Source organism: Bacillus sp. FSL K6-1218 (assembly GCF_038006445.1).
GTDB lineage: Bacteria > Bacillota > Bacilli > Bacillales > Bacillaceae_G > Bacillus_A > Bacillus_A thuringiensis_S.
Window position 1 is genome coordinate 1,010,019 of sequence record NZ_JBBOVE010000001.1, and the last position, 15,858, is coordinate 1,025,876.

Below are 15,858 nucleotides of genomic sequence, written 5' to 3' on the forward strand. Positions count from 1 at the left end.
TTTTTATTTGTATATTTGCAAGTAAAACAACATAATATCACTATGAATCCTTATAACAATATGAATTTTTGCATATTTTAAAATTTAATATATCCCTTAAAAACTTTTAATTGTATAATATATTTTGTCATATTTTTAGATTTTTCGACATAAACCAACAAAAATAGAGAGCGTATTGGGAGAAGACATTATGTATACAAAACTATTAAAATCAATTACATCATTATCACTTATTGGTGGTGCGTTGTTATATACAAATGGCAGCGATGTAAAAGCTGCTGAAGTGGGTGTTTTTTCTGATGTGCCGACATCACATTGGTCATATCCTGCGATTAAAGATTTAGCGAGTAAAAATATTATTTCAGGTTATGGAAATGGGATATTTGGTTTTGGAGATGTTGCGACAAGGGAGCAAGTTGCGGCTTTAATTTATCGAGTGTTAGTACCGAATAAACAAGGTGGTTCGTTTAGTAATGATGGAACTCGTTACGTATTAAAGGATGGATCTAAGTTTAAAAATCCTTACGGTGATATTAATCAAAGTTCTACAATGTTCCCAGAAGAGGTATTAACTTTAACGAATTTAGGAGTTTTTAAAGGTGATGAAAACGGCCAGTTTAGACCGAAAGCTTCTGTGAGTCGTGCGGAAATGGCACAAATTCTTACGAATGCTTTCCATCTTGCGGCTAAACAAAAACATACATTTAAGGATGTTCCAAATCCATTTTGGGCAGAAAATGCAATTAGTGCGGTGCAGTCAAATGGAATCGCAGATGGCACAGGGAACGGGAATTTTGAACCGTATGGCACAGTAACACGTGAACAGTATGCGCAGTTTTTATATAAAACTTTGAAATATAAAAATGTTGATGTGAAAGATACAGGAGATGCGGCATTATTAACAGCGTTTAAAGAGGAAGTACAAAAGCGTATTAATACGTATGAAACGACTATTACACTTCCATATAAAACGAAAAATAATAATACAGACGAAGTGATGAATACACTTTTTAACGCATATAAAGAAGTTGCAAGTAAAAATGAGTATACAAATTATAATAGATCGAATGTTTCATATGGACTTTCTGGATCACCTGGAAATTATACATTTACGCTTAAGATTACATATCGTGAAACGAAAGAACAGACGGAATATGTCATGAAACAAGCGAAAGCAATCGTTTCTTCTATCACTCAAGTTGGAATGGATGATCACGAAAAAGTGAAGGCGATTCATGATTACGTAGTAAAGCATGTTTCTTATGATACGTCTTATAAAGCTTACACAGCATATGAAGCACTTGTAAATCGTTCTGCGGTTTGCCAAGGTTACGCACTATTAACTTATCAATTATTAAAAGAAGCAGGAATTGAAAATCATTTCGTGACAGGAACTGGGGACGGACAACCTCATGCTTGGAATTTAGTGAAAATCGAAAACAAATGGTATCACCTTGATACAACATTCGATGATCCGGTTCCAGATGAGCAGGGCCGCGTAACGTATTCGTATTTCAATTTATCAGATGAACAAATCTCAAGAAATCATGAGTGGAACCGCGGAGACTATCCGCAAGCTACAACAAATTATTATAGTACACTGACAAACAAAATTGCGGCAGGTAGTAAGAAAACGCCTGCATATCAGCAAATATTAAAAGATACAAAGCTAAACTATTTAGGAAATGAATATATTGCAAATAACTATACCGAATTAAAAAATAAAATGCAGCAGCGTTATAGTGCAAAACCAGAGAAAATTGAAGTGCTGTACAAGCAATCAATGAATGGTGCACTGCAAGATGTGAAAAAGGTAATTGGCGAAATTGATTATCCGCAAGGGGCAAATCGTGTTTCTTATAAAGCGGAGCCTTATAATGCGAAAGAAGGGTATTCTTTAGTGACAATTACGTTTATGTATTAAGAATGAAGAAAAAGCATCTGTTTCAGATGCTTTTTTTCAGAGTGTTGGGAAACCCTTTAGGGTTCCCCACACTCTGGAATCATTTTGATTTTAGCGAATAAAAACAACATAAAATAATAGAGTTTCAAAAAAATAGCCCTCCACCAGACCTTTTTTGGTCAGATGGAGGGCTATTTTTTTCATGTTTTGACAAGTTGCGGTGAGATAAGCCTGCATTTGGACAGACTTCAGCCCCCGAAATCGAGCATATCGATAGCCATGTAGTTCTTTGGCATCCGCAAAGCTTCGCTCTATAGTTGAACAGCGTACTTTGTACAACTTTTTCCCTGTAACTGTTAGTTTGTTTTTTCTAGCGATATCCTTATATTTCTCCCATATATGATGAGTGATAACTTTTTGTTTTTGTTTCTTTGAAAAACATACCTCACGTAGCGGACAAACAGCGCAGTCTTCTGGGTTGGATTTATAGTGACGATATCCTTCACGATCCGTTGTCGCATACTCTAAAATACACCCCATCGGACAAGCAAATGCATTCATTTCTTCTACATATTTAAATTGGCTTTTTGGTACTTCTTTATTTCGTTTTCCAAATCGGCGATACCCCATCACCATAAATATATTTCTCTCCGATAATTTCTTACAGATATACCCTGTAAAATAGCCTGCATCAAGAGCTACAGCTTCCACTTTAAATCCGAATTTATCAATTTGAGCTTGTAGACGCGCTAAATATGGCTCGGAATCTGCCATATTTCCAGCCGTTACATAAGTATCTGTAATAATATTGTACTTCGCATCAGTCGTACGATGGTCTAAGAAATGAAAACCGTTCGGTTTTCCATCTCTCATTAAAAATCCACTATCTGGATCCGTAGTACTTATACGAGTTTTTTTAGTGGGAGTATCACTTTCCTTTCTGGGTTTTAATTCTTTTTTTCGTGTACCTCACGATCTTCAATTACCGCAACTTCTAATTCATCTATATAAAACTTTGCCTTTTCTTTTTTATATTTATGTACAAACTTATTTTTATTAGCATTGGCCTTAATGTGCGTAGAATCTGTCATCAGCGCACGTCCTCCCACCATCCGGTGCTCTGTCGCTTGCCTCACGATCTCATCAAAAATTTCTTCGAAAATATTTGTATGAATAAAGCGAGTACGACGATTCCAACTGATTGTAGAATGATCCGGAATAGTATCTGATAGAGAAAACCCTAAAAACCAACGGTAGGCGATATTCGTTTTAATCTCTTTTTCCAATTGACGCTCCGAACGAATACCGTAAAAATATCCAATAAACATCATTTTAAATAAAACGATAGGATGGATTGACGGACGTCCATTGTTTTCACAGTAATAAGGGCGTAACTTCTCTTCAATAAAATCAAAACTAATTGTCGCTTCGATCGCACGAAGGAAATGATCTTGTGGAACCAACTCTTCTACAGAAACAGATACACGTTCATCACGATGATTTTTTAAAGCACCCATCATAAAAAATCTCTCCTTTACCTCTTTTTATCAGTGTTGACACATAAAAAGAGGTTCAGACACAAAAACAGACTTTCTCCACAGCCTGAGAAAAAGCATCTGTTTCAGATGCTTTTTTTTATTATATTAATTCGACAAAATATGACAAATGAAAGCGAATTGGTCTGTTATGATAATTTTTGGAATTTTACATTTTGGAGGATTAATCATGAATAAAAAGAAGATTATTGCTGCGTTAATAGGAATTGTAGCCTTATTTGTAATTATTAATGTAGTTGTTACGAAAGAGAAAAAGACATCAACCAGTGAAAAAATGTACTCTGAGAAAGAATATAATAAATTAGTGGATGAACATTTTGAAGAAACACAAAAGTTGAAAATTGATATGAGTGTATTAGAAACTGAAAAAAAATCTCTTGATGCGCAAGTGAAGAAGTTAAAAGATGAGTTAGCGAAAAAAGAGCAACAAGTAGCGCAGCAGCCGGTTCAACAAGAACAACCAAAGCAAGAGCCACAACAACCAGCACCAGCGCAACAGCCGGAAAAGAAAGAAGAGCCAAAACCGGAACAACCTACTGGATCATTCGAAAACCCTATGAAAAGCATAAACAAAACAGAGGCAATGAATAAAGTAAAGGAAAAGGCGAAGCAAGACTTCCAAGATGACTATATGACACAAAACTTTGTTGCGGAGGAACAATCAAAAGCATTTGATTTCTTAAACAGTATTGAAATTAAATCACAAGAAGAATTAAATGTAATGAAGAATGCATTGAAAGATTTTTCTAACGACTTTATGACCACGAAGTTTGTTTATGAAGAGCAAATGAAGGCGAAGAATAAGCAAGGGTAATACAAAAACGCTATCTTTTAAAAAGGTAGCGTTTTTTTTATGGATTATAAAGTTATTCCTACATTTGACATATACAGTCTGACTGTATAAAATGAAACTATACAGTCGAACTATATAGTTTGGCTATATATTTATCGTTACATTGGAGGTCTTTATGAATAGAGATAAAAATTTACCATTAACGGAAACAACGTATTACGTACTTTTAGCTTTATTAGAACCAGCCCATGGTTATTTAATTATGCAAAAGGTAGAGGAACTTAGTAATCATCAAGTGAAAATTGCAGCGGGTACACTGTATGGTGCGATTGAAAATTTATTAAAACAAGGATTAATAGAATCGGTAAAAAGTGAAGATAAACGCAGAAAAGTGTATGTCATTACGGAACGAGGGAAAGAAGTATTGCACTTAGATTTTATGAGAATGCAGCACATTATTGAGGTTACAAAAAGCTTATTACATGTATAGTTAGGGGGAAACGATGATGTGGAGATTGAAATTCTTTTTAGACTTTGAGAAAGAGCAAAAATGGTTAGAAGAGATGGCTTGGAAAGGTTATCAACTAGAAAGCAATACATTTGGTTATACATTTAGATATACAGAACCCGAAGATGCGACGATTAAAATAGACCATAGAGTATTTAGCAGAAAAAGTGATTTTATTAATTACTGCACACTATTTGAAGATAGTGGGTGGGAGCATATAGCCGGTAATAGGTGGTCAGGTACGCAATATTTTAAAAAGGTAGATGAAGAAAGTGAAGATGACATTTTTTCAGATCCAATGTCACGAGCAGGGAAGTATAAACGTCTATCTAAAACATTTTTAGAATTAGCAATCTGTTATTTGCCGATATTATTTTTATTTATGTATAGTAATACAATGAATTTAGGAGCATTTGTAAATCCGAAAGAACTATACTTGACGCCAGGGTTATGGGATAAGCAAGGTGTATCATTTCTATGGTCATTCTTATTTGAAACGCCATTTGCATTAATGAGAGGACTTTTTTTGACATTTATCCCCGTTTCGACATGTATGTTTTTCGTTTGCTCGTATAAAGCAAATCGGTTGTATGAAGAGAGAAGATGATAGGATGGATCCCCTTAAAGCTAACGCTTTGAGGGTTTTTTTTAAAATGTATAAATAGGTAATTTAGTAATTATTAACATTAATTCCTTTTGTTTGTGTTTAAATGTGATATAATTTTGATAATATTTCTTAGGAGGATGATTACCATTAATATACTTTTAGGTATTATTGGAGCGATTGTTTTACTTGCTTTTGTTATCCATCCAGGAGTCCCAGACAAACGTGTTCCTCTACAAAATAAACTTGCAGTAATCCTTCCATTGATTGTTATATCTGGTTTAATTTCCTTGTATATATAATTAAAACAAGTACTTATCAAGTAACATTAAGATAGGTAGAGAAGTATATATGCTTTTCTACCTATGCGTAGTTTAGTAAAAATGCTCATCAACTTTTTCACCGCTATTGTTCTTTTGTTAATTGCTGCATGGATTGCAAAAGGACCTAATATAGAAGACCAGCATAAATAAAACATTGTATTTCTCAATAAACAAAACAACTAAACATAGCTCAAGTCGGAGGAAGGCACCTTAGGGTATCTTTTCTTTTTTATAAAAAAAGCAAATTGTACGTCTAGACGCATTTTAAACACAAAATAACCGATTCCTTATATGTTAAGAAACCGGTTATTTATTTGCCTACTTTTTTAGAGGACTTTTTCTTGTAATGGTTTTAAATGATTGATTTAAGGTTATACACTTAAATCATAAATAAAAGATAGAGTAAAAACTATATAAGAAATAAATGTAACGAAAACAAGAAAACATATAAACTGAGAATTAGATACATATTGTTCTATTCTTCTTTTCATGTTAATTCGTATTATTTTTCAAATGTGAAGTATCAATTGGAATTTGAGCTTTCCAAGAACCAATTACTTTTCCAATTCTAGTTATATTTACGTCTAAAGTAAGAGGCTGTTTAAAAACGTCTTTTTCTTCAGTAGTTATAACAAATGTAGAAACACCTTCAGGTCTATCATTATCACGAATGCCTATTTTATCTAACTTTTTACCTGCTGCCATAAGTTCAAAAGGAAGACGATCATCTGAATCATGGATAAATGATAGTCTCCCGTCATTTTTAATCTCAGGGTTTTCCTCTTGTTGCCCATTAATTTTACCATCACTTTCAAGATCTAATCCTGATGTATCAAATTCAAATGGTACCAAATTACCATCAGCTTTTTCCATTCTATAATGAACTGATATACGTGCATCTGCGATAAATACTTCTTTGAGATGTACAGTAATACCTTGATCTGTAATTTTTTCATCAATAGGAATATATTTACCATTCTTCATCATATCTTGTATGACACCATTTTCATCTCCTATTCCTTCATTTACAACTTTATCATTTGTAATTGCATCAGAAAAATATGAAGCAACATTTGTAGCCGCCACTTGTACTTGTGGAATCATTGCTGTTGTGAAAAGTGCTGTAGCAGCTACTGCTGTATAAATGAAACGTTTTGATTTTTTACTCATGTTTGTAAAGAGTCCCTTCTTTTGTTGTTTTTTGTGATTTATATTAGAAACATTGTCTAACTTGGAACGATTTTCAAATGTTTTCCATGCTTGTTCTATATCAATTTTGATTTCTTGTGGTGAATTTGCAGATTCTTCATCTAGCATTACGTTTTCCCATTGATTTAATCTATTGATTTCTACTAATAAATCTTGGCATGCTTCACATGTATCTAGGTGCTTTGTGAATTCCTTTCTTATATCATGAGAAAGTTCTCCATCAATATATGTTTGAATAAATCCGATATCATAACATTTCATTTGTTATGCCTCCTCCATTTGTTTATAAACCTTGCGAAATTTCATTTTGGCTCGGACCAATAATGTTCCAATAGAAGATATTTCAATTTGAAGTATTTCTGCAATTTCTTTATATTGAAAACCAGAGAATTTCATTAGTAAAAGGGTTCGTTCTCGATCATTCATTTTATTTAGTATCGTTTGGACCTTTGTAATTTCTTCTTTTCTTATCCAATCATCGTCTAGTGATGAAACATTTTGTACTTCATGGTATTGTATTTCTTTATCAATCTTCGCTTGCTGTCGTTTTTCAGATCGAAAATGGTTATAAGCTACATAAGTAGAAGATTTAATCAACCATCCAGGTATGTTTTCAATTCCTTTCCAATCGCTACGATATAATTGTAAAAATACTTCTTGTGCTAACTCTTCAGCGATAGATTGATTTTTAACAATCCAGATGATTTGTTTCACAGCGTAAGCATAGTACTGATTAAATAAATCTTCGAAGGTCATATCAGAAGCATGACTTTCTTCATTTTCTATGGTTAACATGTTCGTTTAAACCTCACTTTCAATTTGATACCTGTATTATAGAGAAACCAGAAAAACGGATTTTGTGACAGTTTTTCTGGATATTTTTTTATATTTTTTATCCCGCATTAACGGGCAGTAAGACCCCCACCTCAAAATTCAGCGTAAGCAAAGAAGTTAGGTGGCGGGCTGCCCGTAAAAGCCCGATTGGTGGGGGCTAATAATCAGTGGGGGATGAACACACCCCCACTGATTAAAGTTTCACTTTATTTTGGCATATTTTAAGTCTTCTATTTTCATGAATATGTATAATTACATAAAATTTTAGTGAAAAAGAGAGTATACTTTCGTATTGTGTAATAAAGATAAAGCCCGCCTACGGAAATAGGCGGGCTTTTTTTACATATAAAGAAAAGACACTCACATGAGTGTCTTTTCCGATAGTTTTTTAGCAGAAGCAAGCAGCTCCAACGATGATTAATAAAATAAACAATACAACTAATAAAGCAAATCCTCCAGCGAAGCCACAGCCGCCACAACTACCACCAAAGCCCATAACAGTTCCTCCTTTTAATAGGAAGGGAAAACCAAGGGGTCACTCATGTTTTTTAACGGATTCCATTTACTTTATGCTTTTACGAATAAATGGAGCAGGTCCTTTTCAAAATAGATTTATCCCGCTATTTGCTGGGTAGTCAGACCCCGATTGGTGAGGGCTGATTAAAGTTTCACTTTATTCTTTAAAAGCGAATAAATGAAAAATGAAATATCCAAAAATATAGATGGAAATCCGCTTTTATACCTTTCACTAAAAGAATACTAACATTATATATTATAAGGAATACTTGTCCTTAATTGTAAATGAAAGGGGGGCATTGGTATGAGTTATGGCTATGGTCACCCTCCGAAAAAATGTTGTGAACATCACAATGAGACTTTATCAACGGGTGTATTACGTAGACATTCCGCTACGTTGTTTCTTACTGTTGAGGCTATGAATGTTGATCCAGATGATACTCGTAGAGTAACTGTTGAAATGTTTGATTGGTCATCTGGTTCTCCGGTATTGTTACCATTAATAGACCCTTCAACACAAACATTGCCACCTAATCGATATGTTACTTTTCGTTCAGCAGCTCTTCCTCCAGCACTGTTTGCTTATGAAGTAAGAATCATTCGTCCGAAAGATAGAGATGTTGTTACGAATGTTTTTGGTCTTAGTGCAATCGTATTTAACCCACAAGAAGGAAATAATGTTTTACAACATGATTTAGCAAAATTAGACCTTAAGTAGATCTTATAAAAGTCTATTTATTGGGCATGATTAAAAAAAGAGTAGGATGTAATCCTACTCTTTTTTTACGTTAACTAGAATTTTAAAAGAAATCCTTCATCATTTTAGCGTCTTTGATGTTCACGATCACGCCTTCAACTTTATCTTTCTTCTCATCTTTGGCAATTGTAATTTGTTCCTTATTATCAACCCAAACAAGAAACTCTTCTTTTTCGTCATCTTTATATGTAACGGTTATAGTAGAATGCACAGATTGTTTCTTTTTTTGATCTAAAGTGATAGTTTTAGGTGTTCCATTTTGAACTGCTGAAACGATAGATTTTATCATTTCTTCATTATCTGTTTGAGATTTGGAAGTAGTATGATTTGTTGTTTTCAGTATTTCAATGTCTGTAATATTTGCGGAGTTTAATTGAAAGGTATTTTGTGTATGTTCTTGCTTAACTTGTGAAGATTTATCTGTAACCGAGGTACTTGTACAACCTATTAAAGTGAAAGATAGAGCGGTTAGAGCGCATATAGATATGATTTTTTTCATATTATCCCTCCTTACGTTCAATTATAACAATTTTCCGTTAATTTAGGAGGTTATTGTAAGTAGAAGATGTTTTAAAGTGGTAAATGATGTTGTTTATTTTCTATTAAAATCAAAATTCACATAACTTTTTTTGAATTTTATGTTTAACATTTCGAAAATAGGTGTACTACATATAATATAACAAATAATTCATTTTAAAGGAGGAAGTTAAAGATGGAAACGAAGTATAGTAAACCTTTTGTATATGAATTTATTACGGAGAAAGAGGTCATGAATGCAGCGAATGATCTCGTGAAGAAAGGAATAGAACAAAAAGATATTTACGTATTAACACACGAGAAAGATAGGACAGATAGAATTGCAGACAATGCAGACGTGAATACAATTGGGATAAAAGAGGAGGGACTTGGGACAAGCATTATTAACGTCTTTCAAAAAACAGGAGATCAGTTAAGAAATAAGATGCAGGAGTTAGGGCTTAATGAGGAAGAAGCGAACTTTTATGAAGAAAAGCTGGATGAAGGGAAAATCTTGTTATTCGTTAAGGATTTAGAAAGAGTCGGTGAATGGTTACAAGAAAGAAGATGCATGTACTCTATTTAAATTTGTATCCTTTAAATCTATAAATCTATTACGAAAAGGAGATGGGAAATATGAGTGAGAGCGGGCTAAAAGAACAAATTACGGGTAAAGTTGAAAAGAAAAAAGGACAAATAAAAGAAGGAATTGGTGAAGTTACAGAAGATAGAGAGTTGAAAAATGAAGGGAAGTGGGAGAAGACGAAGGGAACTATAAAAGAAAAAGTCGGAAAAGTGAAACAAAAGATAAGCGATGAGTTGGATAATAAAGAATAATACATTTTCATCAAGCTTTGGTTACATACCAAAGCTTGATGAATCCAATATAAAACGAATATAGGAGGTTTAATTGTGGGACTTATTATTACGTGTATTGTAGGTGGACTTATTGGTGCGTTAGCTGGAATGATTACAGGAAAAGACTTTCCTTTAGGTATAGTTGGTAATGTAATTGCTGGATTAATCGGATCTTGGGTAGGTAGTGCGTTATTTGGTCACTGGGGTCCTGAATGGGGAGGCATTTTTGTTCTTCCAGCGTTATTAGGTGCAATCGTCTTTATTTTAATCGTTACATTCTTCTCTAGAATGCTACGGAAAGCGTAAGTATGATAATGAATAGTAATCTTAAGTTTATTATATATAGCTATAAAGTTAAAAGAGTGATAAATATACATAAAAAAGCATCCAATTAAAATAATTTGGATGCTTTTTTAATGTAATCTGCATAGGAAAGAGTGGGGATGAAGAACCCCCACTCATTGAAATTACACTTTCTATTATGTATTAAACCGTCGTTACTTTTTCACAATTATTTATCCTTACGACTTGCCTTGGTTCTATATGAGATAAGTTCTCGCTATTACCTATATCAACTACAATTGTATTTGTTAGTATGTTAATAATGGAACCAACTAACGTTGTAGCATGATCGTGTCGATAAGAAAATTGAACGAAATCTCCCTTTTTAAAGCTGTGCTCTTCCATAGATAGATCCCCCTAAAAATAATGTTTATACATTATACATACACAAATTTATAAAGTTTAAACATTTGGTAGTATTTTTTTAGTATTAAGCTGAGAAAGGTGTAGAAAATTTATTTATCCCGCTTTAATGGGCAGTAAGACCCCCACCTCAAAATTCAGCGAAAGCAAAGAATTTAGGTGGGGAATCAACTGCCCATAAAAGTCCGATTGGTTCAACTAATAATCAGTGGGGGATGAAGAAAACCCCCACTGATTAAAGTTTCACTTTATAATTAAAATGAAAAAATATGTTTAAAACTAATTTTTAAGGGTAATTAAATAGTAGTAGTTTGAGATAAGGGGGCGGAAATGATGAATTTGGCAATAAATATTTTGCAAAATGATTTAGGTTATACGGTACAACTTAATGGTGAAATTGATGCCTATACGGCATCAGATTTGAAAAATAAGATTATGCCTATTGCAAGTGAAAAAGAGGTTCATATTGTAGTAGATTTTCATAATGTAGATTATATGGATAGTACAGGCTTAGGAGTTTTTATAGCTTTATTAAAAGCAGTTAAGAAAAATGATGGGAAGCTAGAGTTTACTGGTGTGTCTAAAAGGCTAAAAAGATTATTTGATATTACAGGGCTAACAGAAATATTAAATTTGAATTCCGATTTTGAAAAAGTAGAAAGAAGGTGACTAGGGATGATGGAGAGATTTGAAAAGATAGAAATGAAAATTCCTGCAAAAGCAGAATATGTGGCTATTATTCGTTTAACAATGGCTGGTGTTGCGAATCGAATGGGCTTTGCTTATGACGATATAGAAGATATGAAAATTGCTATTAGTGAAGCATGTACAAACATTGTACAACATGCATATAAAGAAGACGTTGGAGAAATTACAATTGTCTTTGGCTTATATGAAGATCGATTAGAAATTATGGCTGCGGATAATGGAGTTAGCTTTGATTTTAATAGCTTAAAAAGTAAAGTTGGTCCGTATGATATTAATAAACCAGTAGAGCATTTGCCAGAAAATGGTTTAGGTTTATATTTAATCAATACGTTAATGGATGATATACAAATTATGCATGATGAGGGCATGACAGTTTTAATGACAAAATATATACAAAGAGAGCAGGTGGAGAATGATGGAAATCCAATCTCAACCTACAAATCTTACTAAAGAAGACGTTATTAAACTAATTGTAGACTTCCAACAAAACCAATGTGATGAAGCACAGGAAAGATTGGTTAATCACTATAAAAATCTTGTATACTCCATTGCATATCGCTATTCAAAAGGTGGGCCGATGCATGAAGATATTATACAAGTAGGAATGTTAGGGCTCTTAGGTGCAATAAGAAGGTATGATTATTCGATAGGGAATGCTTTTGAGCCGTTTGCAATACCTACGATAGTAGGCGAAATAAAGAAATATTTACGTGATAAAACTTGGGGTATTCACGTTCCAAGGCGAATTAAAGATTTAGGCGGGAAGATTAAACTTGCGATAGAGGAGCTAACAGATCGTTTGCAGCGTTCACCGAAGATTATAGAGATTGCAGATCATTTAGGACTATCCGAAGAGGAAGTGCTAGAAATTATGGATGCGAAAAATAATTATCGCGTATCTTCCTTAGATGATGTAGTTGAAAATTCATCTGATGGCAGTTCGGTAGCGAGGATTGAATCTGTAGGTGAAGTAGAGCAAGGATATGAAGAGACAGAAAGGCGTCTCGTTTTAGAGGATATTTTTAACGTATTAAATGATACGGAAAAGAGTGTTATCCATTATATATTTGGAGAAAATTTAAATCAAAAAGATACAGGGGAACGGTTAGGTATTTCGCAAATGCACGTTTCTCGTATTAAAAGACAAGCGATAAGTAAATTGAAGCAAGCAGCATTTTTAGATACATAAAAATTTAAAATAATTATGTTTAAAACATGAGAAAAGGGGTACTTATTAAGTATAGGAGGAGATATGAAAATGTCACACGATGTGAAAGAACTAATCGAAGGATTGAATGAAGATTTAGCAGGAGAATACTCAGCAATTATTATGTATAACCATAATGCAGCTACAGTTTCTGGTATATATAGACAAGTGTTAAAACCTTTCTTTGAATCTGAAATTAGTGATGAACAAGGACATGCTCTATATTTAGCGGAGAAAATTAAGACGTTAGGTGGTACACCTACTACGATCCCTTTACCAGTGAAACAAGTAGAAGATGTTAGAGAAATGTTAGAATCCGCTAGACAATCAGAATATGAAACAATTAAGCGTTATGAAATGAGAAAAGAACAGGCAGCGAAATTAAATATGACAGAGTTAGTTGTAAAACTAGAAGATATGATTGCAGATGAAACAAATCATATGGAAGAATTAGATCGTCTTTTAAATGATAAAGCAATGGTGTTAAATTAAAAGTAGAAATTTACCCCACTTTAATGGGCAGTAAGACCCCCACCTCAAAATGCAGCGAAAGCAAAGAATTTAGGTGGGGGTCGGGCTGCCCATTAAAGTCCGATTGGTTCAACTAATAATCAGTGGGGGATGAAGAAAACCCCCACTGATTAAAGTTTCACTTTATAGAGTGAAAGAACAAACCCTCATTTCTAGGGGGTTTGTTCTTTTGTTGTATAAATATGTTTGAGTAAGAAATTTTCATTTTGTAACTGATTATGTAATACTAGAAAAATAGAAAATGATAATAGATTTACATTTTAAATAAGAAAAGGGGAAATAACTTGTGTCCATTTTAATTGTTGATGATAATCCGGTTAACATATTTGTAATTGAGAAGATTTTAAAACAAGCCGGATATCATGATCTTGTATCACTCAATTCTGCACAAGAGCTCTTCGAATACATACAGTTTGGAAAAGATTCTTCCAGGCATAATGAAATTGACTTAATACTATTAGATATTATGATGCCTGAAATTGATGGACTTGAAGTTTGTAGGCGATTACAAAAAGAGGAGAAGTTTAAAGATATCCCTATTATTTTTGTTACAGCTTTAGAGGATGCAAATAAATTGGCCGAAGCTCTTGATATGGGGGCAATGGATTATATTACGAAACCTATAAATAAAGTTGAACTATTAGCACGTATGCGTGTAGCATTACGCTTAAAATCAGAATTAAATTGGCATAAAGAACAAGAAGAAAATCTTCGTAATGAATTAGATTTAGCTACACAAGTACAAAGAAACTTATTAAGTAGCCCATTAAGAGAAGATCGTATAAAAATTGAAGCAAGTTACTTACCGTCATTCAAACTAGCTGGAGATATGTATTATTGGTACAAAATCGATGAAAATCGTTACGGTATTATATTATTAGATGTGATGGGACATGGTATATCTGCTTCGTTAGTTTGTATGTTTATTTCTTCTGTATTACGTGAAACAATTAAATGTTTAATTGATCCAGAACTCGTCATTAAAGAATTAAATAAATATATGACCCTTTTACATAATGAGAATGATAATATTCCATATTATTTTACAGCGATATACTTAGTAGTGGATACAGAAAAGAGAACGATTGAATATGTAAATGCAGGACATCCTTCTGGATACGTTTTAGTTGATGAAGCGAATGTAGTGGAACTAGATCGCGGGAGTTGTGCAGTAGGATTTTTTGATGAAATAAAAGTTGAAAAGAAAGTTATACCTTTTGGGAAGAACGCTCAAATAGTATTATTTACAGATGGTGTTCTTGAAGCAATTGCAAATGATGAATTTGAGTCTGAAGAGAAATTACGTGCTTTTACAGAAAGAAAATGGGGAGATTTAGAAGGCGAGATAGAAGGGTTTTACAAGGAAGAACAAAAGAAAGCGCAATCAGATGATATGTGTCTCATTATGATACAAACGGATGCGAAATAAAAAGCGTATGAAATCCTCTATTTGGATTTCATACGCTTTTTATTGTATTTTTTGATAGATTTGTTCACTAGGATTAAATTGCGTATAATGCGGCATTATATTTGAAAAACGAAGAGTTTCTTTATTTCCTAAACATAGAAATCCATTGTGACTTAAACTTTCATAAAATAGTTGCTGCACTTGGTTTTGAAGTTTACTTGTAAAGTAAATTAAAACGTTACGACAAAGTATAATATGAAACTCGTTAAAAGATTGATCGGTTACTAAATTATGCTGTGCAAAAATAATGTTTTGTAAAAGTGATGGATTGAAATAAGCAAAACGACTATCCGTCGAATAATAGTTAGAAAATGCTTGTGTACCGCCAGCTTGTAAATAGTTTTTCGTGTAAGTTTGCATTTTATTTAATGGAAGTATGCCTTGTTTTGCTTTTTCTAACACATTTGTATTCATATCTGTTGCGTAAATAACAGCTTTTTCACTTAATCCTTCTTCGTGAAGTAAGATGGACATTGATAATACTTCTTCACCAGTTGCGCATCCAGCATGCCAAATTCTAATTTCAGGATGTTTTTTCAATTCAGGAATAACATGCTCTCTTAGCGCTTTAAAAAAAGTAGGATTACGGAACATCTCAGTTACATTAATGGAGAAATCATTTAATAACTGTTCTAAAACCCCTTCTTCATGAATTACTTTTTCAATTAATTTTGAAATGGTAGGGATATTAGAGAGCTGCATTCTATTGCAAATCCTTCTATAAATAGATGTGCGAGCATATTGGCGAAAATCAAATCCTGATAGTTTAAATACCGCTTCTAATAGTAATTCAATTTCTAAGTTCGTACGCTTATCCGTATCTACTGATGGATCAAAATTATAATACTTATTTTCCACTCCA

General features: G+C 33.2%; 21 protein-coding genes. 14 read left to right on the forward strand and 7 right to left on the reverse strand.

Features of this window, described 5'->3' with window-relative positions:
- The first annotated feature begins 190 nt into the window (after nt 1–190).
- Nucleotides 191–1,924 carry an S-layer homology domain-containing protein gene (locus tag MHI26_RS05285; RefSeq protein WP_061665823.1) on the forward strand — a complete coding sequence of 578 codons (1,734 nt, stop codon included), beginning with the start codon at nt 191–193 and terminating at the stop codon, nt 1,922–1,924.
- Between the two features lie 90 nt (nt 1,925–2,014).
- Here MHI26_RS05285 and MHI26_RS05290 read toward each other — a convergent pair.
- Nucleotides 2,015–3,423 (reverse strand): IS1182 family transposase gene (locus MHI26_RS05290; RefSeq protein ID WP_340808698.1). Its coding sequence is split into 2 segments (ribosomal slippage): nt 2,015–2,865 and nt 2,865–3,423, totalling 1,410 coding nucleotides; the frame shifts between segments, so codons are not numbered across the junction.
- A 205-nt stretch (nt 3,424–3,628) separates the two neighbouring features.
- Between MHI26_RS05290 and MHI26_RS05295 the strand changes: the two genes are divergently transcribed.
- The 4 genes from MHI26_RS05295 (at nt 3,629) to MHI26_RS05310 (ending at nt 5,666) form a co-directional block, all read left to right on the forward strand.
- Nucleotides 3,629–4,273, forward strand: a complete 645-nt coding sequence (locus MHI26_RS05295) for a hypothetical protein (RefSeq protein ID WP_061668079.1) — start codon at nt 3,629–3,631, stop codon at nt 4,271–4,273.
- A 154-nt stretch (nt 4,274–4,427) separates the two neighbouring features.
- Nucleotides 4,428–4,742 (forward strand): PadR family transcriptional regulator, encoded by a 315-nt coding sequence (locus MHI26_RS05300; RefSeq protein ID WP_001078058.1) that lies wholly within the window; start codon nt 4,428–4,430, stop codon nt 4,740–4,742.
- Between the two features lie 13 nt (nt 4,743–4,755).
- Entirely contained in the window at nt 4,756–5,367 is a 612-nt protein-coding gene (locus MHI26_RS05305) for a DUF2812 domain-containing protein (protein ID WP_003306448.1), read from the forward strand.
- 137 nt (nt 5,368–5,504) lie between these two features.
- Nucleotides 5,505–5,666 (forward strand): hypothetical protein, encoded by a 162-nt coding sequence (locus tag MHI26_RS05310; protein WP_000628514.1) that lies wholly within the window; start codon nt 5,505–5,507, stop codon nt 5,664–5,666.
- 513 nt (nt 5,667–6,179) lie between these two features.
- Here the strand turns inward: MHI26_RS05310 and MHI26_RS05315 are convergent.
- The 3 genes from MHI26_RS05315 to MHI26_RS05325 all read right to left on the reverse strand — a co-directional run bounded on the left by MHI26_RS05315 (nt 6,180) and on the right by MHI26_RS05325 (nt 8,226).
- Complete coding sequence (locus MHI26_RS05315) at nt 6,180–7,157, reverse strand: DUF4179 domain-containing protein (protein ID WP_000650413.1); 978 nt, start codon at nt 7,155–7,157, stop codon at nt 6,180–6,182.
- A gap of 3 nt (nt 7,158–7,160) precedes the next feature.
- Nucleotides 7,161–7,691: an RNA polymerase sigma factor SigX gene (locus MHI26_RS05320; RefSeq protein ID WP_000955508.1), complete on the reverse strand. Its 531-nt coding sequence runs from the start codon at nt 7,689–7,691 to the stop codon at nt 7,161–7,163.
- 427 nt (nt 7,692–8,118) lie between these two features.
- Complete coding sequence (locus tag MHI26_RS05325) at nt 8,119–8,226, reverse strand: YjcZ family sporulation protein (RefSeq protein ID WP_000505670.1); 108 nt, start codon at nt 8,224–8,226, stop codon at nt 8,119–8,121.
- Nucleotides 8,227–8,550: 324 nt separating this feature from the next.
- On the opposite strand from MHI26_RS05325, the gene MHI26_RS05330 reads away from it, so the two are divergent.
- The gene (locus MHI26_RS05330; protein ID WP_000120211.1) at nt 8,551–8,964 is read left to right on the forward strand and encodes a hypothetical protein; all 414 of its coding nucleotides are present in this window, start codon (nt 8,551–8,553) and stop codon (nt 8,962–8,964) included.
- Between the two features lie 82 nt (nt 8,965–9,046).
- Here MHI26_RS05330 and MHI26_RS05335 read toward each other — a convergent pair whose 3' ends face one another.
- Complete coding sequence (locus tag MHI26_RS05335; protein WP_061668080.1) at nt 9,047–9,502, reverse strand: hypothetical protein; 456 nt, start codon at nt 9,500–9,502, stop codon at nt 9,047–9,049.
- Nucleotides 9,503–9,715: 213 nt separating this feature from the next.
- Here MHI26_RS05335 and MHI26_RS05340 point away from each other — a divergent pair, with 213 nt between their 5' ends.
- The 3 genes from MHI26_RS05340 (at nt 9,716) to MHI26_RS05350 (ending at nt 10,683) form a co-directional block, all read left to right on the forward strand.
- Nucleotides 9,716–10,105 (forward strand): general stress protein, encoded by a 390-nt coding sequence (locus tag MHI26_RS05340; RefSeq protein ID WP_000448818.1) that lies wholly within the window; start codon nt 9,716–9,718, stop codon nt 10,103–10,105.
- Between the two features lie 50 nt (nt 10,106–10,155).
- On the forward strand, nt 10,156–10,356 hold the full coding sequence (locus tag MHI26_RS05345; RefSeq protein WP_000004259.1) for a CsbD family protein: 201 nt from the start codon (nt 10,156–10,158) through the stop codon (nt 10,354–10,356).
- Nucleotides 10,357–10,431: 75 nt separating this feature from the next.
- The gene (locus MHI26_RS05350; RefSeq protein ID WP_000522903.1) at nt 10,432–10,683 is read left to right on the forward strand and encodes a GlsB/YeaQ/YmgE family stress response membrane protein; all 252 of its coding nucleotides are present in this window, start codon (nt 10,432–10,434) and stop codon (nt 10,681–10,683) included.
- A 180-nt stretch (nt 10,684–10,863) separates the two neighbouring features.
- Here MHI26_RS05350 and MHI26_RS05355 read toward each other — a convergent pair whose 3' ends face one another.
- Nucleotides 10,864–11,064: a hypothetical protein gene (locus MHI26_RS05355; RefSeq protein WP_061668081.1), complete on the reverse strand. Its 201-nt coding sequence runs from the start codon at nt 11,062–11,064 to the stop codon at nt 10,864–10,866.
- A gap of 348 nt (nt 11,065–11,412) precedes the next feature.
- On the opposite strand from MHI26_RS05355, the gene rsbV reads away from it, so the two are divergent.
- The 5 genes from rsbV to MHI26_RS05380 all read left to right on the forward strand — a co-directional run bounded on the left by rsbV (nt 11,413) and on the right by MHI26_RS05380 (nt 14,957).
- Nucleotides 11,413–11,751, forward strand: coding sequence for an anti sigma b factor antagonist RsbV (gene rsbV / locus MHI26_RS05360; protein ID WP_003306453.1), 339 nt, complete (start codon nt 11,413–11,415; stop codon nt 11,749–11,751).
- 6 nt (nt 11,752–11,757) lie between these two features.
- A complete protein-coding gene (gene rsbW, locus MHI26_RS05365; RefSeq protein WP_000970580.1) occupies nt 11,758–12,240 on the forward strand; it encodes an anti-sigma B factor RsbW in 483 nt (160 codons plus the stop codon).
- Nucleotides 12,203–12,979: an RNA polymerase sigma factor SigB gene (sigB, locus tag MHI26_RS05370; RefSeq protein ID WP_061667995.1), complete on the forward strand. Its 777-nt coding sequence runs from the start codon at nt 12,203–12,205 to the stop codon at nt 12,977–12,979. The genes rsbW and sigB overlap by 38 nt, the downstream gene beginning before the upstream one ends.
- A gap of 69 nt (nt 12,980–13,048) precedes the next feature.
- A complete protein-coding gene (locus MHI26_RS05375; RefSeq protein WP_000017753.1) occupies nt 13,049–13,489 on the forward strand; it encodes a ferritin-like domain-containing protein in 441 nt (146 codons plus the stop codon).
- A gap of 325 nt (nt 13,490–13,814) precedes the next feature.
- Nucleotides 13,815–14,957: a fused response regulator/phosphatase gene (locus MHI26_RS05380; protein WP_061667994.1), complete on the forward strand. Its 1,143-nt coding sequence runs from the start codon at nt 13,815–13,817 to the stop codon at nt 14,955–14,957.
- 39 nt (nt 14,958–14,996) lie between these two features.
- Here the strand turns inward: MHI26_RS05380 and MHI26_RS05385 are convergent, their stop codons facing one another.
- Nucleotides 14,997–15,854 (reverse strand): CheR family methyltransferase, encoded by an 858-nt coding sequence (locus MHI26_RS05385; protein ID WP_061667993.1) that lies wholly within the window; start codon nt 15,852–15,854, stop codon nt 14,997–14,999.
- Nucleotides 15,855–15,858: the final 4 nt, after the last annotated feature.

Bases quoted from the DNA above. Each gene is read 5' to 3' on its own strand.
- MHI26_RS05355 (WP_061668081.1), bottom strand. From the start codon at position 11,064: ATGGAAGAGCACAGCTTTAAAAAGGGAGATTTCGTTCAATTTTCTTAT.
- rsbV (WP_003306453.1), top strand. From the start codon at position 11,413: ATGATGAATTTGGCAATAAATATTTTGCAAAATGATTTAGGTTATACG.
- sigB (WP_061667995.1), top strand. From the start codon at position 12,203: ATGATGGAAATCCAATCTCAACCTACAAATCTTACTAAAGAAGACGTT.
- MHI26_RS05320 (WP_000955508.1), bottom strand. From the start codon at position 7,691: ATGTTAACCATAGAAAATGAAGAAAGTCATGCTTCTGATATGACCTTC.
- MHI26_RS05310 (WP_000628514.1), top strand. From the start codon at position 5,505: ATGATTACCATTAATATACTTTTAGGTATTATTGGAGCGATTGTTTTA.
- rsbW (WP_000970580.1), top strand. From the start codon at position 11,758: ATGATGGAGAGATTTGAAAAGATAGAAATGAAAATTCCTGCAAAAGCA.
- MHI26_RS05325 (WP_000505670.1), bottom strand. From the start codon at position 8,226: ATGGGCTTTGGTGGTAGTTGTGGCGGCTGTGGCTTCGCTGGAGGATTT.
- MHI26_RS05295 (WP_061668079.1), top strand. From the start codon at position 3,629: ATGAATAAAAAGAAGATTATTGCTGCGTTAATAGGAATTGTAGCCTTA.
- MHI26_RS05375 (WP_000017753.1), top strand. From the start codon at position 13,049: ATGTCACACGATGTGAAAGAACTAATCGAAGGATTGAATGAAGATTTA.
- MHI26_RS05285 (WP_061665823.1), top strand. From the start codon at position 191: ATGTATACAAAACTATTAAAATCAATTACATCATTATCACTTATTGGT.
- MHI26_RS05330 (WP_000120211.1), top strand. From the start codon at position 8,551: ATGAGTTATGGCTATGGTCACCCTCCGAAAAAATGTTGTGAACATCAC.
- MHI26_RS05305 (WP_003306448.1), top strand. From the start codon at position 4,756: ATGATGTGGAGATTGAAATTCTTTTTAGACTTTGAGAAAGAGCAAAAA.
- MHI26_RS05315 (WP_000650413.1), bottom strand. From the start codon at position 7,157: ATGAAATGTTATGATATCGGATTTATTCAAACATATATTGATGGAGAA.
- MHI26_RS05335 (WP_061668080.1), bottom strand. From the start codon at position 9,502: ATGAAAAAAATCATATCTATATGCGCTCTAACCGCTCTATCTTTCACT.
- MHI26_RS05340 (WP_000448818.1), top strand. From the start codon at position 9,716: ATGGAAACGAAGTATAGTAAACCTTTTGTATATGAATTTATTACGGAG.
- MHI26_RS05300 (WP_001078058.1), top strand. From the start codon at position 4,428: ATGAATAGAGATAAAAATTTACCATTAACGGAAACAACGTATTACGTA.
- MHI26_RS05345 (WP_000004259.1), top strand. From the start codon at position 10,156: ATGAGTGAGAGCGGGCTAAAAGAACAAATTACGGGTAAAGTTGAAAAG.